Source organism: Pengzhenrongella phosphoraccumulans (genome assembly GCF_045689905.1).
GTDB lineage: Bacteria > Actinomycetota > Actinomycetes > Actinomycetales > Cellulomonadaceae > Pengzhenrongella > Pengzhenrongella phosphoraccumulans.
This window is the reverse complement of the sequence record NZ_CP144210.1, coordinates 4,722,873-4,747,058: the sequence shown is the minus strand read 5'-3', so window position 1 is coordinate 4,747,058 and position 24,186 is coordinate 4,722,873. Positions and strand designations below refer to the sequence as shown.

Here is a 24,186-nt window from a genome sequence, read left to right as displayed (position 1 = left end):
TCGGCGCGAGCGCGCACGGCCGCTCGGGCTGCGGGGCTCGGCCGCCCGTGGTCAGCGCGGGGGTGCGCTGCTGTCGCGCCGGGTCAGGACCGCGGCCAGCAGCCGGGTCTCGGCCGGCTGGTCCCCGGCGATCCGGGCCATCGCCATCTCGACGGCCACGCTCCCGATCGCGTGGGCGGGGATGTCGACCGAGGTCAGGGGGAGCGGTTGTCCGACCGCGACGTCCAGCGGGCACACGGCGACGACCGAGACGTCGTCGGGCACGACCCTGCCCCGGTCGTGCAGCGTGGCGAGCACCCCCGGCAGCGCGACCTCGTTGTGCACGATGAGCCCGGTGATCCCGGGGTTGCGCGCGAGCACCCGGTCGACCGCCGCGACCGCCCCGGCGTGCGAGGACTCGCACGGCTCGTACACGCCCTCGATCTTCAGTTCCGCGGTCTGCGACTGGAAGCCGCGGAGCATGCGGTCGACGTACGACGTGTGCCGCTCGAGCACGGCGCGGGGCGACCCGATGAGGGCGATCTGCCGGTGGCCGAGCTCGGCGAGGTGGCGCACCGCGACGCGCCCGGCGGCCTCGAAGTCGAGGTCGACGCAGGACAGGCCCTCGGGATTGCGCGGCAGCCCGATGAGCACACCGGGCTGGCGCAGGCCGGCGAGCACCGGCACGCGCGGGTCGTCGGCCTCGATGTCCATCATGATGAGCGCATCGACCATCGAGCCGTCCGTGACCCGCTCGAGGCCCGCGCCGTCGTCCTGCGTGAGCAGCAGGACGTCGAAGTCGAAGGTCCGCGCGCTGGTCACGACGCCGGCGACGAACTGCATGATGACACTCACGTCCACGCCGGCCCGCAGCGGCGCCATCAGCGCGAGCACGTTGGTCTGGTTCGACGCCAGCGCGCGGGCGCCGGCGTGCGGGCGGTAGCTGAGCTCGCGGATGGTGCGCTCGACGCGCTGCCGGGTGGGCGCGGAGATCGGGCGCTTGCCGGACAGCACGTAGGAGACGGTCGACGCCGAGACCCCCGCGGCGCGCGCCACGTCGTCGATGGTTGCCACTGGCGTGCCCCGGATCTGGTGGTGATGGTGCCCGCGACGCCGACGGCGTCGGCGCTCACCATAGTGGCGAGACCACGCACCCGCCGTTCCAGATCGACGGGAACTTGGGCTTCGTGGCGGCGCTGCGCTGGGAGCCGGACGGCGGTGCGGCCACGTTGGTCGAGGCGGCGTTCACGGCGCGCCGTCTGCCGGGTCGCACGCGGCACCGGGTGGTCTGGGCCGGCCGGGAGGCGTCGATCGACCTTGCAGCGGGAGGGACGGTCACCCTCCACGCGCGTCACTTCGCCGCTCCTTTCAGCAGGTCAGCGCCCTGACGGACGCCCGACCTGGGGATGTGGGTGGCGCGCTATGGTCATCCCTAGCGGGGGCGACTGTTCTTCGCGACCGGACGTCACGGAACCTCCGCGGCGCGGGCACCAGGACAGCGGAGGACTCGCCATGGCCGACTCCTTGCGTGTGGACACCTCGGCTATGACCGCGGCCGGGACGAGCCTGGACGCGGTCGCGGACGAGTTCGCCACGGCGAACGCGACGGCGCGCGAGCTCCGCTGTGCGATCGGGCATGACGGTCTCGCCGATCAGGTGGCCGGGTTTGCGATGGGGTGGGACGAGATCCGCATCGGGATGGTCAAGGACATCACGTTCCTCGGCGAGGCCTGCACACGGATCGGCACGACCCTCGAGGCGCTCGACAGCGAGCTTGCTACGAGAGGGACAGCGCCGTGAGCGGTACCGAATCGTCGTGGTACCCGTTGGCGTGGTGCGATCCCGTCTCGGGCGACCCGGGGTCGGTGCGCGCCGCGGGCGAGGAGTACGCCCGGGTCGCCACCCAGATCCAGACTGCGGCGGCGACCTTGCGCGCGATCGCGGGCGGGTTCGATCAGTGCTCGGAAGCGATTTCCGAGGTCCAAGCAAAGGCGCACAAGGTCGCGGACTCGATCGAGCGCGCCCAGGAGCGCTACGCAACCACCGGCAACGCCCTGGTCACCTACGCCGAGACTCTCGCGCGTGCGCAGGGCATCGCCCAGGAGGCGTTGAGCCAGGCCCAGATTGCGGTGCAGGCGCAGTACGACGCCGAGCAAGACATCTCCTACTGGTCTCGGCAGGAGGCTGACCTGCTCGACGGCGCGATGACGTCGGCCTACGCCAACCGGGTTGCCATCGCGCGCAACAAGCTGACTCTGGGCGACGAGAGTCTGTCCGCCGCTCGCGTGACGCTGGGCACCGCGACGGCGATGCGCGACGAGGGAGCCGAGGCGGCAGCGTCGTTGATCAAGACGGTGGTGTCCGCCGATGATCTGCACGACAGCGTGTGGCAGAACCTCGGCGGCGGCGCTCAGGAGGTCGGGTTGTGGGCGTGGAACGGTATGGACGAGCTCGCGGCCGGGCTCGGGCTCCTGGCCATGGTGCTGTGCTGGGTGCCAGGGCTGAACGCCGCGTTGGGGGCGGTCGCGCTGATCGCCGGTGCGCTGGTCCTTGTGCGTGACACGGTCAACGCCTCGACGGGCAATGGGACCTGGGGCGAGGCGGGGTTCAGTGCTTTGGCGTTGGTCACGTTCGGTGTGGGACGTGTTGCGAGTCAGGGCGTCCGCATGGCCGCAAGCAGTGCGCGCGCCAGTTCCGTAGCGCGCACCGCCACCGTTGCGGGCAAGACGAGAGGTGCTGCGACCTCCGCTGCGAGGGCGGTGTCGTTGCCTGCACGAGGCATCACGTCATACCGTTCAACGACCCGTGCAGCATCGCCCAGCATCGGGGGGCGTGCGGGAGAGTTGTTCGGGGTGCTGAAGCCGTCGGCCATCGTGGCGGACACGGCTTCGGATCTGCGGGGCGGAGCGAGGCTGCTGCAGTCGACGGCGCTCGGTCCGCCCGGGTTGCACGCCCGGGGACCGGCCTCCAACCTCGCCGATCCTTTGAGCGAGGGCGCCGCCAACCTCACCAATGCCTTCAAGAATGACCGTTCCGCGCTGGCGTTCAAGGTCCTCGGGCAAGAAGAGGTGGCCCGTGATGGTTCCTATCTCTTCCACAACAAGTCCGCTGGACCCCTTCTCCGCTCACCCACGGTCTGGGGTCGCGTGGGGGTGGGGCTGCTTGGCGCCAACCAAGTGGTCGAGCGGTCCCTCGCGGTGGATAGCGCCCGAAATTCCGTTCAATGAACGACAACCAAGGCAACGAAGGAAGTCCGCTGAGATGGCATTGATTGTCGACACGGTGAGATTTGGCTTCCCCGACCTCGATTGGCCAGCGTGGGATGTCGGTGCGGGTATCGAGGCGGTCGCCGACGAGATCGCTGCGGCCCACGCGGACGGGCCTGCCGCCGTCGCGGTGGTGCGTCGCTCGGTGCTTGCACTGAACGCGGATGCGCTTTCCAAAGGTCCCGTCAGTGTTCAGATGGCGATCTGGGTTCCCGACCGGTCCACGGGGGAGGGCGTGGCCGTGCTGGACACCCTCACCTGGGGGTTCAAGCCCGGTGAGGTGGTCTCGGCGGAGGCGTTCGTGGCGCGGCGGAACGTGAAGAAGGACATGGGTCGCGGGTCGAAGGTCTTCGACTACGACGTGGGGATCACCGATGTGCCGGCCGGTGAGGCGGTCGTGGAGGCGTACACCCTCCGTCGGCGCCACGAGACGACGATCCAGGGTTACATCCTGTTCACGATCTTCCCGCCCGGTGCAGTGGACGCGTTCTGCCTGCAGTTCAACACGGTGCACCTGGGCTTGATGGAGGAGCTTGGGAGCCTGGCCAGGATCATCGCCGAGTCGGTCGTGATCACGTTGTGGGACGCCCCAGCGTGACGAGTTCCGGCACAGGGACCAGCGAGGTACGCCGGGTCCGCGATCCTGGGGTCGGTCTTGTGCTGCCCGGGGACTGGTGGACGGTTCCCCTGGAGGACGACGACGCCCGCGCGCGTGCGGTGACCGCCTTGGTGGCGAGCCGGTTCGGTCATGCGGACGCCAATCCCGGGTTGAAGCGGCAGGTCCGCAACGAGGTGCTGGCTGGTGCGCAGCGGGCGGCCGCGGCGGGCGGCTGGGTGATGGCGATGATGCTGACCCGGGCGGGGCCGGTGTCGTTTCCGGCCACGATGACGGCTTACCGGGTCGCGGGTTCTTTCGACACCGACGGCGGCGTGCGCGCCGTTCAGGAGCCGCTGACGGCGTCGTTGCCGCCCGGTGGGTGCGTGGATGCGGGCGAAGGCGTGTTCGGGCTGGTGCTGCGCGCCGTGCGAGAACGCCCCGGGCCGACTGCGTGGGGTGAGGCGGACCGGCCGGTCCTGGTGTGTGAGTACTGGTCGGACCCCGCCGACGGGCAGGGGCTGGTGAACCTGACGTTCTCCACGCCATTGGTCGACCTGCGTGACGGCTTCGTGGACCTGTTCGACGCGATCGCGGGCAGCCTGTACCGGCTCGACGACGCCGCTGACCCGACCGACCGAGACAGCGAAACGTCGCCCTGGGCGGCACTGGAGGAAGCATGAACAGTCCGACATCGTCGGCCGGCTCGGTGGACGGCCGCCGGCTGCGAACCGCGCAGATCGCGTCATCCGCGGCGCAAGTGGCGGGACTTGCGGGGTTGGCCGGCGTGCTCGTGTTCCGGGCTCTGCAAGGCGGTGCGGACGCCTCCACCATCGTGCTCGTCGCCTTGGCGCTCGCCGCCGTCGGGCCTGCGGTCGCATCGGTGGTGGTGAGCCGGGTGCGCAGCACCCGCTCGGTCATAGCCAAGGCTCGACCCGGGTCCCGCGCAATGGCCGGGTACGCGACCGCGGACCTCGCGGAAGCCCTGGCCGGGTACGGCGTCGACCTACCCGGTGCTGGTTCGGGACGTGCGCTCGTGGTGCTCGTGGTGTGGCCCGACGGGATCGAGCTGGTCGCCGCCAACCAGGTCCGCCTGCTCGTCGTGCCGTGGACGGAGGTGGCGACGCTCACCGTGGGCCGCGCCATGGTCGGGTTCCGCCCGTCACCCACGGTCCAGCTCGACCTGATCAACGGCGCACGACTTGCGGTGCTCCCCGCAGCGGGCACCTGGTGGACCACCCTGGTACCGAGCCAGGCAGTGGCCACCCGCCTGGTCCAACGCCTCGAGTCCCTGCGCCGCAAGGCCACCACCGAACCCAGCCACGGCTGAGGGTCACGTCCCCATTTTCACAAAGCTCGTTGCCGTTTCCGGGACAGGGCGCTACGGTCCAGAGATGGACGAGCTGGCGGCGATGGCGGCGACCCTGGACCAGGTCGGCCCGCGCCTCAAGCGGTTGCGAGCCCAACGGAACCTCACCCTGACCGCGCTCTCCGAGGCCACGGGTATCTCGAAGAGCACCCTGTCGCGTCTGGAGACCGGCCAGCGCCGCCCGAGCCTGGAGCTGCTGCTCCCGCTCGCGCACACGTATCGGGTCCCGCTCGACGACCTCGTCGGCGCCCCGGAGGTCGGTGACCCTCGGGTCCGGCTCAAGCCCCGTCGCGCGAACGGCCGGACGGTCGTTCCGCTGACCCGGCAGCCGGGTGGCATGCAGGCCTGGAAGATCATCATCCCGATCACCAAGACCGAGCCGGACCCCAAGGCCCACGAAGGCTACGAGTGGCTCTACGTCCTGTCCGGACGCCTGCGCCTCGTGCTCGGCGACCACGACCACGTGCTCACCTCCGGCGAGGTCGCCGAGTTCGACACCCGAGTTCCCCACTGGTTCGGCAGCACCGGCGAAGGACCGGCGGAGGTCCTGAGCCTCTTCGGCCGCCAGGGCGAGCGGATGCATGTCCGGGCCAAGCCTCGCGCTGAACCTGTCGGCTGACGGCGCCTCGAGGGGCCGCTCGATCTGGCCGGCGACCGCCGTCCCGGTATCGGCAACGAATCTTGCCGGTCGTGACCCGACTCCCGCACGCTCCCCGGTATGCGCCCACCACCTTCCCTCACACCACGCCCCGCCTTGCCAGCCGCCGTCGATGCGGCGCGATCACCCTCGGTGCGATGGGCGCTCGCGGCGCTCGCGCTCACGATGCTGCTGTCCTCGCTCGGCACCAGCATCGCCAACGTCGCCCTGCCGACCTTGGCGCACGCGTTCACCGCCTCGTTCCAGGAGGTCCAGTGGGTCGTCCTGGCCTACCTGCTGGCCATCACCACGGTGATCGTCAGCGTCGGGCGGCTCGGCGACCTCACCGGCCGGCGACGGCTGCTCCTGGCCGGGATCTCGGTCTTCACGGTGGCCTCGGTCCTGTGCGGTCTTGCGCCGACGCTCGGGCTTCTGGTTGCCGCGCGCGCCCTGCAGGGCCTGGGAGCGGCCGTGATGATGGCGCTCACGATGGCGTTCGTCGGCGAGACCGTGCCGAAGGCGCAGACCGGACGGGCGATGGGACTGCTCGGGACGATGTCCGCGATAGGCACCGCGCTGGGTCCGTCGCTGGGCGGAGTCCTGATCGCCGGAGCGGGCTGGCGGGCGATCTTCCTGGTCAACGCACCGCTGGGCATCGTGACACTCCTGCTTGCCCGCCGCCATCTGCCCGCCGATCGGCCGCGGCCGACGACTGACCGGGCCGGCTTCGACCACGTCGGCACCGTGCTGCTGGCCGTGACGCTCGCCGCCTACGCGCTGGCGATGACGATCGGGCGCGGGAACTTCGGGTCGCTCAACCTGGTGCTCCTGCTGGCGGCGGGTCTTGGGGTCGGCCTCTTCGTGCGCGCCGAGACTCGAGCGTCATCACCCCTGATACAGCTCGCCATGTTCCAAGACCGGCAGCTGAGCGCGAGCCTGGCGATGAGCACGCTCGTCTCGACGGTCATGATGTCGACGCTGGTGGTGGGCCCCTTCTACCTCTCGCGGGCGCTCGGCCTCGACGCCGCCCAGGTGGGCCTCGTCCTGTCGGTCGGCCCGCTCGCCGCAGCCCTGACCGGGGTGCCCGCCGGACGCATCGCCGACCGATTCGGCGCACCGCGAATGACCATCCTGGGACTCACGGCAGTCGCTGCCGGGTCGTTCCTCCTCTGCCTGGTCCCGGCGACGCTCGGGATCGTCGGCTACCTCGCTCCGCTCGTCGTCATCACCGTCGGCTATGCGGTGTTCCAGACGGCCAACAACACCGCCGTCATGGCGGAGGTCCGCCCCGATCGCCGGGGCGTCACCTCCGGCATGCTCAACCTGTCGCGCAACCTCGGGCTGATCACCGGTGCCTCCGTCATGGGGGCCGTGTTCGCGCTCGCCTCGGGAACGACCGACGTGACGACCGCCGGTGCCGACGCCGTGGCCGGCGGGATGCGGGTCACGTTCGCGCTGGCGGGGGTCCTGATCCTCGTCGCGCTCGCCATCGCGAGGGGAAGCCGCTCACCCTCGACGGCACCGGAGTGACAGAAGGATCCCCACCTCAATCCCCAGATGTGGTGATGCCCAGTCCCCAGGTCTTCTCCTACGTTGCGATCGAACCGAGGACCAGGCAGGAACCTCCAGCCGGACCGGCCGACCACTTCGAAAGGGCACTTTCATGATCGAGGCGCACCAGCTGACCAAGCGCTACGGCGACAAGCTCGCCGTCGACCACGTCGACTTCACGATCGCACCGGGCTCGGTGACCGGATTCCTCGGGCCCAACGGGGCCGGCAAGTCCACCACGATGCGGATGATCGTCGGGCTTGACCGTCCGACGTCGGGGACCGTGACGGTCAACGGCAAGCCGTACGCGCAGCACCGTTCCCCGCTCGGCGAGGTGGGGGCGCTGCTGGACGCGAAGGCCGTGCACTCCGGCCGCAGCGCGCGCTCGCACCTGCGGACGATGGCCGCCACCCACGGCATCTCCGGCAAGCGCGTCGACGACGTCATCGACATGACCGGGCTGGCGGGGGTGGCCGGCAAGCGCGTCGGCGGGTTCTCCCTCGGCATGGGTCAGCGGCTCGGCATCGCCTCGGCGATGCTGGGTGACCCGCAGACGCTGATCCTCGACGAGCCGGTCAACGGCCTGGATCCCGAGGGCGTGCAGTGGGTGCGCCAGCTCGTGCGACTGCTCGCCTCCGAGGGAAGGACGGTGTTCCTCTCCTCGCACCTCATGAGCGAGATGGCCCAGACCGCCGACCAGCTCCTGGTGATCGGCCGCGGCCGGATCATCGCCGCCGGCCCGGTGCAGGAGGTCATCGACTCCGTCATCGGCGCCACGGTACGGGTCCGCTCGCCCCGGCTCGGCGAGCTTGCCGCGCTGCTCGCCGGCGACGGCGTCACCCTGACCCCGGGCGATGACGGGGCGATCGACCTGCAGGGCATCACGCCGGCGCAGATCGGCGACACCGCAGCGGCCCACGGGATCCCGCTCCACGAGCTCAGCTCGCACAAGGCCAGCCTCGAGGAGGCCTACATGAACCTCACCCAGGACGCGGTCGAGTACCGCTCCGACGTCACCGCAGCCCTCCTGAAAGGTGCGAACCGATGACCACGCTCGTCGCCCCAGCGCTCGAAACCCCACGTCCCGCCCGGTCCGTCATCGTCGCCCGGCGCACCTTCGGCGGAGTCCTGCGCGGGGAGTGGATCAAGCTGCTCTCCCTGCGCTCGACCTGGTGGACGCTCGGCAGCTCCGTCGCCGTCATGACGCTCATCGCGCTCGCCTCGGCCCAATCGCTCGGTGCCATGGCCGACGACGTCGCGGCAGCGGGTGGTCTCGCCCAGCTCCACGGGGCCACCATCGTCTCTGGCGGGGCCCAGATCGGGGTGGTGGCCATCGCGGTGCTCGGCGCGCTGCTGATCACCGGCGAGTACTCCACCGGCATGATCCGCTCCACGCTCGCCGCCGTTCCGACCCGGTTGCCCGTGCTGGTCGCCAAGGCGATCGCCCTGGTCGCGCTCACGACGGGCATCACCGCGGTGAGCCTGACCCTCTCCTACCTCGTGACGAGGCCGATGCTCTCGCGCCACGGCCTGGTCCCCGCCCTCGACGACGTCCAGACCTGGCAGGTCTTCGGCGGCACGGCCTTCTTCCTGGTTGCTGCTGCCCTGTTCGCTCTCGGGGTGGGCACGATCGTCCGCTCGACGGCGGCCGCCGTCACGGTGGCATTGACCGTGCTCCTGCTGCTCCCCGGCCTGCTCCAGCTCATCCGGCTGGACTGGGTCCAGACCCTCGTCAGCTACCTCCCGCTGCCGGCAGCCGGCTCGTTCCTCAACCTGGGAGACGCGGCGTCGCTCGGGGGGAGCCAGCTGAGCCCCGGGGCCGGGTTGCTCGTGATCGCGGCGTACGCCGTCGTCCCGCTCGTCGTCGGTGGCCTGGTGCTGCGCCGACGGGACGCGTGACGATTCAAGAATCGACTGGCAGACTCGGCGACGAAGCACCCGCACGCAACGCGCCGTCTGCGCCTCTGGTTGGTCTGCTGGCACCGATCCGGCTGGCCCCACCGGAGCCAGGTACCTGGCTCCATGCCTCCGTAAGGACTGCGCGATGCCCGACGTCTCCGGACCCGTGAGCAGCACGCCCGCCGCGCGACCGGCTCCGGTGGGGTCCCCGTCGCCCGCGCCGCGGCGGGTGGGCTGGGTCTTCATCTCGCTGTACACGTTGGCGTACACAAGCACGTGTCTCGTCGTGATCGCGCCGGTGCTCGTGACCTTGGCCTTGAAGATCAACTCGTTGGTCGGGATCGACCAGGCGCCGACCAGCCTGGCGCTCGTCACCGGGGTCGGCGCCCTGGTGGCCATGATCGGAAATCCGTTCTTCGGCAGGATGAGCGACCGCACCTCGTCGCCGCTGGGGATGCGGCGTCCCTGGATGGTCATCGGCTTGCTGGGTGGTTCCGTCGGCATCCTCATCGTCGCGTCGGCGCCCAGCGTCCTGGTTGTGCTGTTCGGGTGGTGCCTCGCCCAGCTGATGTTCAACGCGCTGCTCGCTGCCCAGGTCGCGGTGCTCCCCGACCAGGTTCCCGCCGCGCAGAGAGGTCTCGTCTCCGGGGTGCTGGGGGTGTGCGTGCCCGTCGCAGCGGTTGCCGGCACGTTCCTGGTGCAGCTCTTCGCAGGCAACCAGCTCGCCATGTTCCTGGCCCCGTGCGCGATCGGCGGGTTCTTCATCCTCGTCTTCGCGGTCTTCCTGAAGGATCGTCGGCTCGCGCGGGCAACGAGGCCGACATGGTCGCTGCGGGAGCTCCTCAGCACGTTCTACGTCGCCCCGCGCACGAGCCCGGACTTCGCGTGGGCCTTCGTCAGCCGCTTCCTGTTCGTGCTGGCCTACGCCTTCCTGACCACCTACCAGGCGTACTACCTGCTGCACCAGCTCGGCAGCCCCGAGGCCGACGTGCCGCGACAGATCTTCCTCGGCACGCTCGCCCAGTCGATCGTCATCGTCGTCGCGTCCCTCGTGGCGGGCAGGCTCTCCGACCGGACGGGCCGCCGCAAGGCGTTCGTGTTCACTGCGTCGATCGTGTACGGCCTGGCGATGTTCACGGTCGCCGTCGCGAGCAGCGTGAACGGATTCCTCGTCGGCATGGCCCTGGGTGGGCTCGGGTTCGGCATGTACGCGGCCGTCGACCTCGCCCTCGTCGCCGACGTGCTGCCGGACGAGAGCACGGCCGCCAAGGACCTCGGCGTGTTCAACATCGCCGGCGCACTCCCGTTCTCCGTCGCGCCCACGATCGCGCCGGTCATCCTGGCGCTCGGCGGCGGCAGCTACGAAACCCTGTACGCGGTCGCCGGACTCTGCGCGATCCTCGGGGCCGTTGCCATCCTGCGCGTGCGGGGCGTCCGCTGAGAACCCTCCGCACGGCGGGCCGGAACGAGTGCACTGCCGCGCCGGTACCGAGACTCGGCCGCAGCCAGGCCGCTGATGGGGCAGGATCAGGACCGTGCCCGAGGCGACCCGTGAGCTGGCGATGTTTCCCCTCGGCTCCGTGCTGCTCCCGGGGATGCCGCTGCCGCTGCGCGTGTTCGAGCCCCGCTACGTGGCGATGCTGTCGACGGTGCTGGGCGAGCCGGACCGCGAGTTCGGGGTGGTGCTGATCGAGCGCGGCTCCGAGGTGGGTGGCGGCGATGCGCGCTTCACGGTCGGCACCGTGGCCAGCATCGTGACGGTCGAGATCGGCGACGAGTTGATCGTCCTCGTCGCGCGGGGCGCCGAGCGCTTCGAGGTGGTCGAGTGGCTCGCGGAGGACCCGTTCCCGCGCGCACGGGTTCGCGAGCTCGCGCCGCTCGTGATCGAGCCGGACGACCTCGTCGCGCTCGCGGCTGCCGAGCGCGTGGTGCGGACCACCCTCACCCGGCACAGCGAGTTCGTCGAGCTGCTCTGGCCGCCCGACGTCGAGCTGTCGGACGACCCGGCCGAGCGCCTGTGGCAGCTGGCCGGCATCGCGCCGATCGGGTCCCTGGACCAGCAGGCGCTGCTGCGCTCTGGCACCGCCGCTGAGCTGATCACCCGCCTCGTCGCCGAGACGCGCGCGGCCGGTGACAGCATCGCGGCGGGATGGACCGATGGCCTGGACGACGACGATCCGACCTGACCCTCGTCGTACGCGACCGGTCGGTCAGCCGGCGAGCAGATCGGTCAGGACGTCGCGCATGTGCTGCAGCGCCTGGTGCGCATCCGCGTCCGGGCTGCTCGTGGCGTCGGGCACCCCGTCGGACCGGGGCGGCGTGCCGGCGTCGCCGTCGGCCGCGATCACGCGGGCGGCGAGCTCGCCGAAGCCACCGGTCGACTCCAGGTAGGGGAGCACCGGCCCCGCGTCGCCCCAACGGTCCAGCGCGGACAGCATCGTCACGAACTCCAGCGCGGTGAGCCGGGCGACGTCCAGGACGTCGGTGGCGAGCAGGTCGTCGACGTGGTCACGCAGGATCGCGTAGGCGCGCGCCCGGTCGCCGCGTCGGAACGCGGCACGTGCCTCGATGGGCCGGTTCACCGAGAAGGTGCGCTCCGGCACCTCGACGCGAGACATCTCGTCGAACAGCTCGTCAGCCTCCGGTGTCCGGCCCTGGAACATGGCGGAGTACCCCAGGCCCAGGAGGGTGAGGTGGAGCATCGCCGGGGGACCGTCCGCGCGGTACCGGTCTGCCAGCGGCGCCACGAACGCGTCGAACGCGACCAGCTGTCCGGTGGCCATCAGCCCGGACGCCACCCCGGCCAGCTCGATGAGCGCCGCCAGGTGCGGCTCGCCGATCCGGTAAAGCTCCGCGACGGCCGACGGCGAGATGGTGCTCAGCGCCGAGCCGTCGTCGTAGAGGTACGCACGCGTGTACTCGATCAGCGGATCATCGCGGTGCCCATACCGGCCGACGAGGACCTCGTAGCCCCGCCGGTCACCATTGTGCATGTAGCGGTGCGCCGCCCACGTGAGCCAGAACACGACCCGGTCCACGTCGTCGGGAGGGGTGATGGTGAGGATCCGCTCGGCCCACTCGCCGATCTCCGACTGACGTCGCAGCGTCACCTCGGCGGCGAGCGGCCGCACCAGCGCATCGGCCAGGAGGTGGTCGCCGATCCGACAGGCACGGTCGACGGCGGCCCGCAGGTTCGGCCACAGCACACCGAGGCGCGCGACACCCTCGACCTCCGCGGACCCCACGAGCTGGTGATGGATCCGGGTGACCTCCTCGAGGCACCACTCGGCATGACGCTGCGCGACCTGCTCGGTCGCGCCGGCCTGCGCGAGGTCGGCCGCGCCGAACTCGCGCAGGGTGTCGAGCAGTCGGAAGCGGCGCTCGGTTGCACGCGGCTCCACGACGAGCATCGACTTCTCGACGAGGTCCTCGAGGAGGTCCTCGATCTTCTCCTCGTCGAACCCCGGGTCGGCACAGACCCGATGGGCGGCGGCCAGGGTGAACGCGCCGGCGAAGACAGACAGCCGGATGAAGAGCGTGTGGCGGTCCGGGGTCAGGAGGTCGACGGACCACTGGATGGTCGCCCGCAGGGTCCGCTGCCGGTCCGAGCTCGTCCGCGGTCCGCGCGTCAGGAGTCGGAGGCGATCACCCAGCCGCTCGACGATCTCCGGGATGGTGAGCGTGGCGGTGCGGGCGGCGGCGAGCTCGATCGCGAGCGGCAGACCGTCGAGGCTGCGGCAGATCTCCTGCACCTGCGCGTGGTGGGAGTCCAGGTTGACGGTCCTCGAGACGGACCGCGCCCGTTCCGCGAACAGCTCGGCGGCCGGTCCGGCGGCGTCCAGCGGGTCGACGGCGAGGAGCTGTTCCCCGGGCACGCCGAGCCGTTCGCGCGACGTGGCCAGGACGAGCAGCTCGGGGCACCCCTCGGCCAGCGCCCGGGCCAGGGCGGCAGACCCCCTCAGGAGGTGCTCGCAGTTGTCCAGGATGACGAGCGCGGCTCGAGGCCGCAGCGCCGCGACGATCGACTCCGTGAGCGTGCGGCCGGGAGTCTCGGCGACCCCGATGACCTCGGCCACGGCGCGCGGGACGTCGGCCGAGCCGGGGACCTCGGCCAGCTCGACGAGCCAGGTCTCACCGCGGCCGTCGCCCCACGCCAGGGCCGCCGCGAGGCTCAGGCGGGTCTTGCCGATCCCGCCGGGTCCGACAAGGGTCACGACCGCCGAGGTCGACAGCGCCGCGGCGATCGCCTGCAGGTCGGCGGATCGGCCGATCAGGCGGTCGCGTCGCGCGGGGAGGTTTCCTCGACGCGCGCCGTGGTGAGGGAGGTCGTCGTGCTGCCGGGGCGATGGAGTGTGCGTGCCGCCGAGCGAGGCGCTCTGGTCGAGGATGCGCGACTCGAGCTCCCGCAGGCGCGGGCCGGGCTCGACCCCCAGCTCGTCGACGAGGTGGCTCCGGACCTGCTGGTAGGCGGCCAGCGCGTCGGCCTGTCGGCCCAGCCGGTACAGCGCGGTCATCAGCAGCGCCCAGAGCCCCTCACGGAACGGATGATCCGCCGTGAGCTCCGTCAGCGTGCTGACAGCGCCTGCCGCGTCGTCGTCCACCCGGATCTCCAGCACCATCTCGAGGGCGGCGAGGCGCTGCTCGTGGAGGGCGGAGACGGTCGCGGCGAGCCCGGGGACCTCGAGACCGGCGAGCGGCGTCCCGGTCCACTCGGCCAGCGCCGCATCGACGTCACCGGCGTCGAGGTGCTTGCGGAAGCGGACGACGTCGACCGCCTCGCCGGGCAGGTCGAGCCGATAGGCCGCACCGGCGCGGACGATCGACTCGTTGCCCAGTCCCTTGCGCAGGCGCGTCACGTACGACTGCAGGGTCTTGTCGGCGGTCCGCGGCGCAGACTCGCCCCACACGGCCTCGGCGATCCGGGACACCGGGATCGCGGACCGGGGCGCGAGGGCGAGGACTGCCAGCACGGCCTGGCACTTCGCGGGTCCGAGGTCGAGCTCACGGCCGCTGTCGTCGGTGGCGCCGACCTCGCCGAAGAGCCGGATCAGTACCACGGCACGCCCCTTTGGTGATCGGTCACCGATCCTCGCACAGCCCCGCCGATCCTCAACCCGGCTCCAACCCGGGCTCAACTCGGGGGTGTCACGGTCAGTCGACAGCACGGTCCAGCCCGAACCGTCAGCCCGAATCAAGGAGCACCTCATGAAGCCCTCCCAGCGGCTCGCCCGCACCGCAGGCCTGTACTACCTCGTCGTCGCGGTCTTCGGCGCTTTCGCGCAGGTCGTCCGGACGAAGGTCTACGTCCCGGGGGACGCGACCGCGACCGCCGCGAGGGTGCTCGAGAACGCGGACCTGGTGCGGTACAGCCTCGTCGCCGACCTCGTGCAGGCGACGTTCTTCCTCTTCGTGGTCCTGGCGATCTACCGGCTCCTGCGCCACGTCAACGCGCACCTGGCGCGGGCCATGGTGGTCTTCGTGGTGGTGGCCGTTGCCGTCACCACCCTCAACCTGGTCAACCAGCTCGGCGCCCTGCTCGTGGCGACCGATCCGTCCTACGCGGCGGCTCTCGGCGTAGACGGCGCACAGTCGCTGGTGATGCTGTTCTTGGACCTGCAGCACTACGGCTACCTCATCGCCCAGATCTTCTTCGGCCTGTGGCTCTTCCCCCTCGGCCTGCTCGCGTGGCGGTCGGGGATGTTCCCCCGCGTGATCGCCGGGCTCCTCCTGACGGCCTCCACGTTCTACGTCGTCGACGTCGCCCTGGAGTTCCTCGCGCCCGACGTCGCCGCCGCCGTCAACCCCGCGCTCGTCATCCTGTTCACTGTTGCGGAGGCCTCGATGCTCGTCTTCCTGCTCGCCAAGGGCGTCCTGACCGGCCGGCCGGCCGGCCGCATCCTGGTCGACGCATGACGACTCCGGCCGACCAGAGCGCTGAATCGTCCTGCGCGGATGGTGCGACCGCTGGCTCGTGGATGGCACGTTGGCGTCCTGGATCGAGTTCGAACGCGCGGACGGGTGGGTGGTCGGCATGGCTGAGGTGAGTGCAGAGATCGGTCCGATCGATTATCTCGTGGTCGAGTTCCCGGGCAGCCGGATGACCGGTGAAGGGTTGCCGATGCTCGTCGACCTCGTGGACAGGGGAGTGATCCGCCTCCTCGACCTGGTGTTCGTCAAGAAGGAGCTGGACGGGTCGTTGACCGGGTTGGTCCTGGCGGATCTGAACGGGGATGGTTCGCTCGACCTGTCCGTGTTCGAGGGCGCGTCGTCGGGCCTGTTGGGCCCGGACGACCTCGAGGAGGCCAGTGCCGTGATCGAGCCAGGCAGCTCCGCGGGGATCCTCGTCTACGAGAACACCTGGGCCGCACCGTTCGCAGCGGCGTTGCGTCGCGGCGGCGCTCAGCTCGTGGCGAGCGGTCGGATCCCCGTCCCGGATCTGCTCGAAGCCATCGAGTCCACCGAGTAGACCCAGTCACACTAGCCACCGTCAAGGGAAAGGACCCCTCTCATGCCTCTACTTCGTGCCATTGCGCGAACCGCGGTGGTCGCAGGAACCGCGACCGCGGTGTCCAACCGCGTCTCCCGTCGCCAGGCGGGTCGCTGGGCCGCCGAAGACCAGTCCGCACCGCCCGAGGAGGGCACGGAGCAGGCTCCTCCGCCGCAGGCGGCGGCTCCCGAGCCGGGTGATCCCATGGACGCGAAGCTCGCGCAGCTGAAGTCGCTCGGCGAGCTCAAGTCGCAGGGTGTGCTGTCCGACGCCGAGTTCGAGGCCCAGAAGCAGAAGATCCTGCAGAGCTAGCCGCCGGCGCCCGGGAAGGCACTCGTACCACTACAGTCGACACATTCGTCAGCCCGCCGTTGCGTCGTTCGCTGGAATTGGCCGTCGTGTCCGGGGCCGTACCAGTTGGTCAGCACGCATTCGTGGACTTTTCAGGGGGTCGGGCCTTCCACAACACGTGGAGAATGGGTCAACGAGCTAGGTAATCAACGCGAGCCAAAGGATCACAACTTCATGCGCAGGTGCAGAGCTGCAGCCCTCGAAGGGGCAGTGCATCGGCGAATGCGGCCACGGGGGATCGCGGCGGCCGTGGCTGCGGCGGCCGCGATCGTGACCGTCGCGGGGTTGCTGGTGCCTGCACCGGCGTTCGCTGCCTCCTGCGAGGGAGGTGCCATGCAGATCGTCGCGCACCAGGACGACGACCTCCTCTTCCAGAGTCCGGACGTGCTGCACGACGTCCAGGCGGGGCGCTGCGTCCGAACGGTCTTCGTGACCGCTGGTGACGCCGCGCAGGACGCCGACTACTGGCTCGGTCGAGAGGCCGGAAGCCGAGCGGCGTACGCCGAGATGGCGGGCGTGGCCGATACCTGGACGACCTCCGAGCTCGAGGTGGACGGACGCCCGATCCGGGTGCAGACGCTGACCGCCGCCTCGCGCATCTCGCTGGTATTCATGCGCCTGCCCGACGGGAACAGGCAAGGGACCGGGATGATCCGGCACCACCACGAGAGCTTGATGCGGCTGTGGCAGTCGAGCGTGACGTCGATCACGGCGGTGGACGGTTCAGCGAGCTATATCGACTCCTCCCTGCGAACCACTCTCACCGCGCTGATGGTCGACTTCGCGCCCACCACGGTGCGGACCGAGGACTGGACGGCCGAGTTCGGCAAGGGCGACAACGCCGACCACATCGCCACCGCGCTGTACGTGCGGGCCGCCCAGCGCGACTACGCCGCCGCGCACACCCTGCTGGGCTACGGCGGCTATCCGACGTGGACGCGACCACCCAACGTCGCGGGTACCGATCTCTTCGCCAAGCAATCAGCCTTCGAGACCTACGCCGTGGACGACGCTCGCATGTGCCTGCGGCCGTGGTGCCCGGGATCCCTCGTGGCCTCCATCCGCCTGGCCCGCCAATACGTCGTGGGATCGGAATCGAGCGGCAACTCGGCCCGACTGCCGGGGGTCACGGTGACGGCCTCGTCTCAGAATCGGCGGGCAGGTCAGACGGCATCGCAGGCGGTCGACGGGCTCGCGCTCGGATACCCGCGCAATCCCGCCGAGGAATGGGCCACCGTGAGGGGGCACGAAGGGAGCTGGATCCAGCTCGACTTCCCTGCCCCCACGGTGGTCAACGGCGTCGTGCTGGCCGACCGGCCCAACCTGTCGGACCAGGTCACCGGCGCGACGTTGCTGTTCTCCGACGGGACGACCGTCGTGATCGGTGCACTCGCGAACAACGGCTCATCGGGCTCGTTCCGGTTTGCGTCTCGAACCACGACGAGCGTGCGCGTGACCATCACCTCGGTGAGCGGGAGCACCCAGAACGCCGGGCTTGCTGAGCTGGAGACGTACGCCACCATGCCGTGAGCCCGACCGGCCGATCAGCCGGTCATGCGCCAGGCGATGAGCCCGAAGAGGACGCCCAGGCTGTTGGTGGCCCAGTGCATGCCGGCGCTCGCCAGCACGCTGTCGCTGCGACGCCGCAGCTCGCCGGCCACCACGCCGCCGAGCGCCGTGAACACGACGATCCCCGCGATGACGAGCACGCGACCGAGCGAGCCCCCGCCTTGGACCACGTCAGCGATGCCGAGATTGGCCGAGGAGATGTGCAGCGACGGCAGGATGTGCCACAGACCGAAGAGGGCCGACGAGATGAGCAGCACCCGCCAGGTCCCGGCGTGGCGCGCCAGCATCCCCCACAGGACCGAGCGAAACGCGATCTCCTCCAGCAGGATCGTGCTGAGCGGGATGATCACGAAAGCCGACACGAGCGCGCCCTGCACGCCGAAGTGGTAGCGCCCGTCCAGGAAGGCGCTGCGGGTCAACGGCACGATCACGCCGACCACGTACACGGCCGCGACCAGCGCGATCGCACCGAGCCCCCACCGCATGCCGGACCGCAGGCGATCGCGGTGCAGGCCCAGCTGCGACCAGCTCAAGCCGTTCAGCCGGGCGAACACGAGCAGGACCGCGGCTGCGACGGGCCCCAGCCACAACGCGCCGCTCAGCAGGTGCTCACCCAGGTTCACCGCCACCAGCGCAGCGATGACGACGCCGGTCGCGACCATGGCGGGAACACGGCCCCGGACTGCGGGCACGGCGGCAACCAGGGTCATCCGATTCCGATCATCTGAGGGGAGGTGGGCCTCTCTCCATGGTTCCAGCCGCACCGTCGCAGCGTGTCGGGATCGTGTGTCGATCGTGTGTGGACCTCGCACGGATTCAGTTGTGACCGACTCGGTGAGCCACGGGGGAGGGCGCAGCCATGCGTCGCGGCGAGACCGCACGACCACCGGGGTCCCGTCCGGCCGGCCGGCCGATGGTGCTACCGTTGGGTCCGAGCGAACGCTCAATAGGGTTGTTACCCATACTGGGGCAAGACCTGAGATGCACCTAGGTGCATCTCAGGTCTTTTTTTGTTTTCTGGGTCATATGGGTGCGAGCAGGAAAGGAATGACAATGGAGTCCACTACTCAACGTAGTACTGCTCAAGAAATTGTTGCCAAGCTCGGCGGTCCCGGCAACATCGTGAGCTTGACGCACTGTGCGACGCGGCTTCGATTCGTGCTGAACGATGCGGGCCTGGTCGATGAGAAGGCTGTCGACGCGATCCCCGGGGTCATGGGCGCGGTCCCGCAGTCGGGAGACCGGTTCCAGGTCGTCATCGGCGGCGCGGTCCAGACCACGTTCAACCAGATCATGAACCTGCCCGAGATGGCCGGCATCGGCAAGGGCTCGCTCAGCGATGCCGACGTCAAGGCGGGCGAACGCGGCAAGGCCCGCGGCAAGAACGCTTGGGTCGACAGCTTCTTCGAGTACCTGTCGGACTCGTTCCGGCCGCTGCTGGGAGTGCTGCTGGGCGCCTCGCTGATCCTCGCGTCCGCCGCCGTGCTCGACACGTTCGGTGTGATCGACTTCCGGGCCGCAGACAAGTCGGCATCCTGGGTCTTCGTCGACGCCATGTGGCAGGGCGTGTTCTTCTTCCTGCCGATCATGGTGGCGTACAACGCCGCCAAGAAGCTGAACATCGACCCGTGGGTCGGGGCGACCGTGATGGGCGCCCTCATGACCCCGCAGTTCGTCAGCCTCTCCGACACGGCGAAGTTCGCCGACACGGTCTGCACCACGAACGCGACCCTCGGCACCGAGTCCTGTGTCGCTCAGATCTTCGGCCTGCCGATGCAGCTGAACGGCTACGGCGGCCAGGTGTTCGTGCCGCTGATCATGGTCGCGGTGCTGGCACTGGTCTACAAGGGCCTGGCGCGAGTCTTCCCCGCGAACATCCAGATGGTGTTCGTGCCGTTCTTCTCCATGCTCATCATGATTCCGGTGACCGCCTTCCTGATCGGCCCGCTGGGCATCTGGATGGGCAACGGGCTCGGCGGTGGCATGGCCTGGATGAACGGCCACGCCCCCATCCTGTTCGCGATCCTCATCCCGCTGGTGTACCCGTTCCTGGTCCCGCTGGGTCTGCACTGGCCCCTGAACGCGCTCATGCTGATCAACATCCAGTCCCTCGGCTACGACTTCATCCAGGGCCCGATGGGTGCCTGGAACTTTGCGTGCTTCGGTGCGACCGCGGGCGTCCTGTTCATCGCCATGCGTGACAAGGAAGTAGAGATGCGTGCCACGGCTTCCGGCGCGCTGGCCGCAGGCCTCCTGGGTGGTATCTCCGAGCCGTCCCTGTACGGCATCCACCTGCGCTTCAAGCGCATCTACCCGCGCATGCTCGTGGGCTGCCTCGTCGGTGGCCTGATCACGGGCATCTTCGGCGGGGTGCAGACGAGCGCGTTCGCCTTCACGTCGGTACTGACCATCCCGCTCTTCGCCCCGATGCCGCTGTACGTGCTCTCCATCACGGCCGCGTTCGTCACCGCCATGGTGCTGGTCATCATCTCCGACTACCGCACGCCGGAGCAGAAGGCCGAGTCGCTCGCGAACCGCCTGCAGGCCGAGTCCGACCTGGCCCTCGAGGCCGCCCGGGCCGCTGCGCCGACGGACGTCCCGCCGGCCGTTCCGACGCCGGTGAGCACTCCCACCACCGAGATCGTCGCGCCCATCGCCGGACTCGTCGTGTCCCTGGACGAGGTGGAGGACAAGGTGTTCGCGTCTCGCGCCCTCGGTGAGGGTGTGGGCATCCGGCCCACCGACGGTCGGGTCACCTCACCCGTGGCCGGCGTGCTGGTCACCGTCCCGGCAAGCGGTCACGCCTTCGGGATCAAGACCGATGACGGGGTCGAGGTGCTGGTGCACATCGGTATCGACACCGTTCAGCTCCAGGGCAAGTGCTTCGACGTCGCCGTCAAGAAGGGTGAACGGGTCGCGATCGGCGACCTGCTTGCCACGGTCGACCTCAAGGGTGTCCGGGACGCGGGTTACGATCCGACCACCGTGGTGGTCGTCATCAACAGCAAGTCCCTGTTGTCGGTCACACCCAAGACGGGGAGCGACGTCGTCTCTGGCGACCCGATCATCGGCGTGACCCCCTGAAAGGAGCGATCGTGCTCGCTTCGTTGAGCGACGCGATGCTGGCCTGACATGGAGTTGGTGCGCGTCTTCAACAACAACGTCGTCCTCGCGAAGGATGACGCTGGACGCGACGTGATTCTGACCGGCCGCGGCCTGGGTTTCCAGGCCCGGCCGGGTCAGGCCGTCGACCCGGACCAGATCGTTCGGATCTTCGTGCCCGCGGACGGGCGCGACCCCGACCACCTGGCCCAGCTCCTGGCGGGCATCCCCCCGGAGCACATCGCGCTGGTGGGCTCGGCTCTGGCCGATGTCGGGTTGGACAGCCTCACCCGAAACCCCGCGCTGATCATCGCCCTGGCCGATCACGTCAGCTTTGCCTTGCGGCGCATCGCCGTGGGGATGGACATGGAGTACCCGCTCCTCGCCGAGGTGCAGAACCTCTACGTGGAGGAGTACGCCAGCGCCGCGGCGCTGGTGGTCGCCATCAACGCTCGAAGCGAGGCACAGCTTCCCAGCGCCGAGGCGGTCGGGCTTGCGCTCCACCTGGTCAATGCCGGCTTCGCGACCGGCGACCTCTCCTACACCTACACGATGACCGGCGCGATCCAGCAGATGGTCACCGTCATCGAGCAGACCTTCGGCCTGGACCTCGACCCGGGCGGAGTCAGCGTGGGACGGTTCATCACGCACCTGCGGTATCTGTTCGTCCGGATCCACCAGCACAAGCAGCTCGACGAGAAGCACTCGCCCATCGGCGTCGTCATCCGGGCGACCTACCCGCGCGAGGCGGAATGTGCGCTGCGGCTGGCGGCCCTGCTCGAGCTGCGCCTCGGTGCACCCCTCACCGACGACGAGGTCTCCTACCTGGCGCTCCATGTGGCCCGGGTCGCCGCCGATCAGGCCTGATCCATCGTCACGAACGCGCGTGAAGCGGCACGTCAGTCCTGGCGGGCGGCGCAGCGAAAGCCCAGGTGGCTCATGCCGGTGTCGATCATCTGGGGTCGTCGCGCCGCGGGTCGGTAGCGCAGGCAGTAGGAGTCGGCGCAGAGGAAAGAGCCGCCCTTGATGACCTTGCGCGGCACGCGGAACTGCGGCTGCCTGGCGTCGAGGCTTTCTTCCGGGGTGCCGCCTCGAGGGTCGCGCGGGACGCAGCATGGCGCACTACCGGAGAAGCGGTTTTCGCTGTACCAGTCGTCAGTCCACTCCCACACGTTCCCGGCCATGTCAGCCAGGCCGTAGCCGTTGGCGGGATAGCTGCCGACGGGTGCGGTTGCCCCGTAGCCGGCCTCGGCCCGCCAGGGGAAGTCGCCGTGCCAGTAGTTCGCGCGCCGGGCATCGGAGGCCTCGGGCTCGTCCCCCCAGGTGTAGGTGAGGCCCTCGAGGCCGCCCCGCGCGGCGCGTTCCCACTGTGCCTCGGTGGGTAGCACGAGCCCGGCCCACGCGGCGTACGCCTCGGCGTCGTCGTGGGCGACCTGGACGACTGGGTGGTCCCCACGATCGACGACGTCCGTCGTCGGGCCCTCGGGGTGCTGCCACGAGGCGCCGGGAGTCCACGTCCACCACTGGCTCAGGTGGCGCAGGTCGACCGGGCCGGGGGTGGGGGTGAAGACCATCGAACCGGGCACGAGGTTGGCCAGCGGGGCGCCGGGAAAGTCGGCCGGGTCGAGCGGGCGCTCGGCCACCGTGACGTAGCCGGTCTCGTCGACGAACTTCGCGAAGTCGGAGTTCGTCACGGTCGTGCGTCCGAGCCAGAACCCGGCGACCTTCACGGCGCGCGCGGGCCTCTCCTCGGGGTAGTGCGAGTCCGAACCCATGCGAAACGTGCCACCGGGGATCCACACCATGTCGCCCACCGGGGGTGTGCCCGCCGCGGTGGGCGACTCGAGGCGTGGTTCGCTCATGCGTCCGGCAGCCCGGCTCGCATCTTGTTCAACGCCTGGGTGATGCCGAAGGTCGCGGGCTTCTGCGTGGGCGGGAACTCCACGAAGGTCGCCGCCATCCGTGCGACGAAGGCCTGCGCCGGCACGAGCAGGAACGCGTGGTCGAGCAGCCAGTCCCAGTAGGTGTTCGACGTCTGGTCGGCGCGCTCGAAGGGATCGGTGCGCAGGTTGAAGATCTTCGGCACGCGCAGCTCGACGAACGGTTCCGCCCAGACCTGCAGCGTGCCGATCGCCCGCTGCTCCAGGAAGACGAACTTCCAGTTGTCGTAGCGCACCGCCGTGAGGTCGCCGTCGTCGCTGACGTAGAAGAAGAACTCGCGCGGACTGGAGTCGACCTCGCCAGTGAGGTAGGGCAGCTGGTCGTGACCATCGAGGTGCACCCGGTACGTCGTCCCGTTCAGGTCCGCACCCGCCTTGAGCTGCGCGGCGATGTCAGGGTTCCCCGCGGCGGCGAGCAAGGTCACGTACCAGTCGTTGTGGCTCATGATGCCGTTGAGCACGGTGCGGGCGGGGATGTGTCCCGGCCAGCGCACGACGGCGGGCACCCGGTAGCCGCCTTCCCAGTTGGTGTTCTTCTCGCCGCGGAACGGCGTCGTGGCCGCATCCGGCCAGGAGTTCATGTGCGGGCCGTTGTCGGTCGAGTAGATGACGATCGTGTCCTCGGCCAGACCCAGCTCGTCGAGCAGACCGAGCAGCTCCCCGACCTGTGCGTCGTGGTCGATCATCGTGTCGTGATAGCCGGACTGCCATCGTCCTGCCTGGCCCCGGCTCTCGGGCTTGGTGTGCGTGCGGAAGTGCATGTGCGTGGAGTTGAACCACAGGAAGAACGGGGTCTCCTCCGCGGCCTTGTCGCGGATGAACTGGGTGGCCGCCTCGATGAACTCACCGTCCACCGTCTCCATCCGCTTCTTCGTCAGCGGGCCGGTGTCCTCGATGCGCTGGGTGCCGTCGCTGTTGGCCCACGTGTGCAGCACCCCACGCGGCCCGAACCGCTGCCGGAAGTCGGGGAAGTCCTCGGCCGGCGGGTAGTCCTCGAGCTCGGGCTCCTCCTCGGCGTTGAGGTGGTAGAGGTTGCCGAAGAACTCGTCGAACCCGTGCATCGTGGGCAGGTGCTCGTCGCGATCGCCGAAGTGGTTCTTGCCGAACTGGCCCGTCGCGTAGCCGCAGGCCTTGAGCGCCGTCGCGATCGTCGGCGTCGTGGCCTGCATCCCGATCTCGGCACCTGGCAGCCCGACCTTGGTCAGCCCGGTGCGCAGCGGGTTCTGCCCCGTGATGAAGGCCGCCCGCCCCGCGGTGCAGCTCTGCTCGCCGTAGAAGTCGGTGAACCGGGCGCCCTCCTCGGCGATCCGGTCGATGTGCGGCGTGCGGTACCCCATCAATCCGTCGCTGTAGCAGCTCAGGTTGGAGATCCCGATGTCGTCGCCCCAGATGACGAGGATGTTCGGCTTGTGCTGCGGCATCGTGGGCCCCCCGAGTTGTC

The 24,186-nt window shown here is 69.8% G+C and carries 23 protein-coding genes; 18 read left to right on the top strand and 5 right to left on the bottom strand.

Translation table 11 applies throughout. The features are described 5' to 3' along the window. Positions 1 to 51 precede the first annotated feature (51 nt). The gene (locus tag VTA80_RS22000) at positions 52 to 1,053 is read right to left on the bottom strand and encodes a LacI family DNA-binding transcriptional regulator (protein WP_407343193.1); all 1,002 of its coding nucleotides are present in this window, start codon (positions 1,051 to 1,053) and stop codon (positions 52 to 54) included. 113 nt (positions 1,054 to 1,166) lie between these two features. On the opposite strand from VTA80_RS22000, the gene VTA80_RS21995 reads away from it, so the two are divergent. The 12 genes from VTA80_RS21995 (at position 1,167) to VTA80_RS21940 (ending at position 11,482) form a co-directional block, all read left to right on the top strand. After that, a complete protein-coding gene (locus VTA80_RS21995) occupies positions 1,167 to 1,367 on the top strand; it encodes a hypothetical protein (protein ID WP_407343192.1) in 201 nt (66 codons plus the stop codon). 124 nt (positions 1,368 to 1,491) lie between these two features. Then, positions 1,492 to 1,779 (top strand): hypothetical protein, encoded by a 288-nt coding sequence (locus VTA80_RS21990; RefSeq protein ID WP_407343191.1) that lies wholly within the window; start codon positions 1,492 to 1,494, stop codon positions 1,777 to 1,779. A gap of 65 nt (positions 1,780 to 1,844) precedes the next feature. After that, positions 1,845 to 3,206: a hypothetical protein gene (locus VTA80_RS21985; RefSeq protein WP_407343190.1), complete on the top strand. Its 1,362-nt coding sequence runs from the start codon at positions 1,845 to 1,847 to the stop codon at positions 3,204 to 3,206. Between the two features lie 34 nt (positions 3,207 to 3,240). Next, on the top strand, positions 3,241 to 3,843 hold the full coding sequence (locus VTA80_RS21980; RefSeq protein WP_407343189.1) for a hypothetical protein: 603 nt from the start codon (positions 3,241 to 3,243) through the stop codon (positions 3,841 to 3,843). A 59-nt stretch (positions 3,844 to 3,902) separates the two neighbouring features. After that, entirely contained in the window at positions 3,903 to 4,523 is a 621-nt protein-coding gene (locus VTA80_RS21975; RefSeq protein ID WP_407343188.1) for a hypothetical protein, read from the top strand. Further along, positions 4,520 to 5,170: a hypothetical protein gene (locus VTA80_RS21970; protein ID WP_407343187.1), complete on the top strand. Its 651-nt coding sequence runs from the start codon at positions 4,520 to 4,522 to the stop codon at positions 5,168 to 5,170. The genes VTA80_RS21975 and VTA80_RS21970 overlap by 4 nt, the downstream gene beginning before the upstream one ends. A 64-nt stretch (positions 5,171 to 5,234) precedes the next feature. Then, a complete protein-coding gene (locus VTA80_RS21965) occupies positions 5,235 to 5,828 on the top strand; it encodes a helix-turn-helix domain-containing protein (protein ID WP_407343186.1) in 594 nt (197 codons plus the stop codon). A gap of 171 nt (positions 5,829 to 5,999) precedes the next feature. Beyond that, a complete protein-coding gene (locus tag VTA80_RS21960; RefSeq protein ID WP_407343185.1) occupies positions 6,000 to 7,376 on the top strand; it encodes an MFS transporter in 1,377 nt (458 codons plus the stop codon). Between the two features lie 133 nt (positions 7,377 to 7,509). Then, positions 7,510 to 8,445, top strand: a complete 936-nt coding sequence (locus VTA80_RS21955; RefSeq protein ID WP_407343184.1) for an ABC transporter ATP-binding protein — start codon at positions 7,510 to 7,512, stop codon at positions 8,443 to 8,445. Continuing rightward, on the top strand, positions 8,442 to 9,296 hold the full coding sequence (locus VTA80_RS21950; RefSeq protein ID WP_407343183.1) for an ABC transporter permease subunit: 855 nt from the start codon (positions 8,442 to 8,444) through the stop codon (positions 9,294 to 9,296). Before VTA80_RS21955 ends, VTA80_RS21950 begins: the two co-directional genes overlap by 4 nt. A 145-nt stretch (positions 9,297 to 9,441) precedes the next feature. Next, positions 9,442 to 10,737 (top strand): MFS transporter, encoded by a 1,296-nt coding sequence (locus tag VTA80_RS21945; RefSeq protein ID WP_407343182.1) that lies wholly within the window; start codon positions 9,442 to 9,444, stop codon positions 10,735 to 10,737. Between the two features lie 94 nt (positions 10,738 to 10,831). Next, positions 10,832 to 11,482 carry an LON peptidase substrate-binding domain-containing protein gene (locus tag VTA80_RS21940; protein ID WP_407343181.1) on the top strand — a complete coding sequence of 217 codons (651 nt, stop codon included), beginning with the start codon at positions 10,832 to 10,834 and terminating at the stop codon, positions 11,480 to 11,482. Between the two features lie 24 nt (positions 11,483 to 11,506). Here VTA80_RS21940 and VTA80_RS21935 read toward each other — a convergent pair whose 3' ends face one another. Beyond that, a complete protein-coding gene (locus VTA80_RS21935; protein ID WP_407343180.1) occupies positions 11,507 to 14,353 on the bottom strand; it encodes a BTAD domain-containing putative transcriptional regulator in 2,847 nt (948 codons plus the stop codon). A gap of 148 nt (positions 14,354 to 14,501) precedes the next feature. Between VTA80_RS21935 and VTA80_RS21930 the strand changes: the two genes are divergently transcribed. From VTA80_RS21930 to VTA80_RS21915, 4 genes are all read left to right on the top strand, one after another. Then, positions 14,502 to 15,209 carry a DUF4386 domain-containing protein gene (locus tag VTA80_RS21930; protein ID WP_407343179.1) on the top strand — a complete coding sequence of 236 codons (708 nt, stop codon included), beginning with the start codon at positions 14,502 to 14,504 and terminating at the stop codon, positions 15,207 to 15,209. A 58-nt stretch (positions 15,210 to 15,267) separates the two neighbouring features. After that, positions 15,268 to 15,762: a DUF6325 family protein gene (locus tag VTA80_RS21925; RefSeq protein ID WP_407343178.1), complete on the top strand. Its 495-nt coding sequence runs from the start codon at positions 15,268 to 15,270 to the stop codon at positions 15,760 to 15,762. Between the two features lie 42 nt (positions 15,763 to 15,804). Further along, positions 15,805 to 16,095, top strand: coding sequence for an SHOCT domain-containing protein (locus tag VTA80_RS21920; RefSeq protein WP_407343177.1), 291 nt, complete (start codon positions 15,805 to 15,807; stop codon positions 16,093 to 16,095). A gap of 372 nt (positions 16,096 to 16,467) precedes the next feature. Then, positions 16,468 to 17,664 (top strand): discoidin domain-containing protein, encoded by a 1,197-nt coding sequence (locus VTA80_RS21915; RefSeq protein WP_407343176.1) that lies wholly within the window; start codon positions 16,468 to 16,470, stop codon positions 17,662 to 17,664. A gap of 14 nt (positions 17,665 to 17,678) precedes the next feature. Here VTA80_RS21915 and VTA80_RS21910 read toward each other — a convergent pair whose 3' ends face one another. Further along, positions 17,679 to 18,413, bottom strand: coding sequence for a CPBP family intramembrane glutamic endopeptidase (locus VTA80_RS21910; RefSeq protein WP_407343175.1), 735 nt, complete (start codon positions 18,411 to 18,413; stop codon positions 17,679 to 17,681). Positions 18,414 to 18,729: 316 nt separating this feature from the next. Between VTA80_RS21910 and VTA80_RS21905 the strand changes: the two genes are divergently transcribed. Continuing rightward, positions 18,730 to 20,787: a glucose PTS transporter subunit IIA gene (locus VTA80_RS21905; RefSeq protein ID WP_407345837.1), complete on the top strand. Its 2,058-nt coding sequence runs from the start codon at positions 18,730 to 18,732 to the stop codon at positions 20,785 to 20,787. A gap of 48 nt (positions 20,788 to 20,835) precedes the next feature. Further along, positions 20,836 to 21,672, top strand: a complete 837-nt coding sequence (locus tag VTA80_RS21900) for a PRD domain-containing protein (RefSeq protein WP_407343174.1) — start codon at positions 20,836 to 20,838, stop codon at positions 21,670 to 21,672. 32 nt (positions 21,673 to 21,704) lie between these two features. Here VTA80_RS21900 and VTA80_RS21895 read toward each other — a convergent pair whose 3' ends face one another. Both VTA80_RS21895 and VTA80_RS21890 read right to left on the bottom strand, forming a co-directional pair. Continuing rightward, positions 21,705 to 22,667: a formylglycine-generating enzyme family protein gene (locus VTA80_RS21895; protein ID WP_407343173.1), complete on the bottom strand. Its 963-nt coding sequence runs from the start codon at positions 22,665 to 22,667 to the stop codon at positions 21,705 to 21,707. Continuing rightward, on the bottom strand, positions 22,664 to 24,166 hold the full coding sequence (locus tag VTA80_RS21890) for an arylsulfatase (RefSeq protein WP_407343172.1): 1,503 nt from the start codon (positions 24,164 to 24,166) through the stop codon (positions 22,664 to 22,666). Before VTA80_RS21890 ends, VTA80_RS21895 begins: the two co-directional genes overlap by 4 nt. Positions 24,167 to 24,186 lie beyond the last annotated feature (20 nt).

Bases quoted from the DNA above. Each gene is read 5' to 3' on its own strand.
- VTA80_RS21990 (WP_407343191.1), top strand. From the start codon at position 1,492: ATGGCCGACTCCTTGCGTGTGGACACCTCGGCTATGACCGCGGCCGGG.
- VTA80_RS21980 (WP_407343189.1), top strand. From the start codon at position 3,241: ATGGCATTGATTGTCGACACGGTGAGATTTGGCTTCCCCGACCTCGAT.
- VTA80_RS21970 (WP_407343187.1), top strand. From the start codon at position 4,520: ATGAACAGTCCGACATCGTCGGCCGGCTCGGTGGACGGCCGCCGGCTG.
- VTA80_RS21965 (WP_407343186.1), top strand. From the start codon at position 5,235: ATGGACGAGCTGGCGGCGATGGCGGCGACCCTGGACCAGGTCGGCCCG.
- VTA80_RS21955 (WP_407343184.1), top strand. From the start codon at position 7,510: ATGATCGAGGCGCACCAGCTGACCAAGCGCTACGGCGACAAGCTCGCC.
- VTA80_RS21950 (WP_407343183.1), top strand. From the start codon at position 8,442: ATGACCACGCTCGTCGCCCCAGCGCTCGAAACCCCACGTCCCGCCCGG.
- VTA80_RS21945 (WP_407343182.1), top strand. From the start codon at position 9,442: ATGCCCGACGTCTCCGGACCCGTGAGCAGCACGCCCGCCGCGCGACCG.
- VTA80_RS21930 (WP_407343179.1), top strand. From the start codon at position 14,502: ATGAAGCCCTCCCAGCGGCTCGCCCGCACCGCAGGCCTGTACTACCTC.
- VTA80_RS21920 (WP_407343177.1), top strand. From the start codon at position 15,805: ATGCCTCTACTTCGTGCCATTGCGCGAACCGCGGTGGTCGCAGGAACC.
- VTA80_RS21915 (WP_407343176.1), top strand. From the start codon at position 16,468: ATGCAGATCGTCGCGCACCAGGACGACGACCTCCTCTTCCAGAGTCCG.
- VTA80_RS21910 (WP_407343175.1), bottom strand. From the start codon at position 18,413: ATGACCCTGGTTGCCGCCGTGCCCGCAGTCCGGGGCCGTGTTCCCGCC.
- VTA80_RS21905 (WP_407345837.1), top strand. From the start codon at position 18,730: ATGGGTGCGAGCAGGAAAGGAATGACAATGGAGTCCACTACTCAACGT.
- VTA80_RS21900 (WP_407343174.1), top strand. From the start codon at position 20,836: ATGGAGTTGGTGCGCGTCTTCAACAACAACGTCGTCCTCGCGAAGGAT.
- VTA80_RS21895 (WP_407343173.1), bottom strand. From the start codon at position 22,667: ATGAGCGAACCACGCCTCGAGTCGCCCACCGCGGCGGGCACACCCCCG.
- VTA80_RS21890 (WP_407343172.1), bottom strand. From the start codon at position 24,166: ATGCCGCAGCACAAGCCGAACATCCTCGTCATCTGGGGCGACGACATC.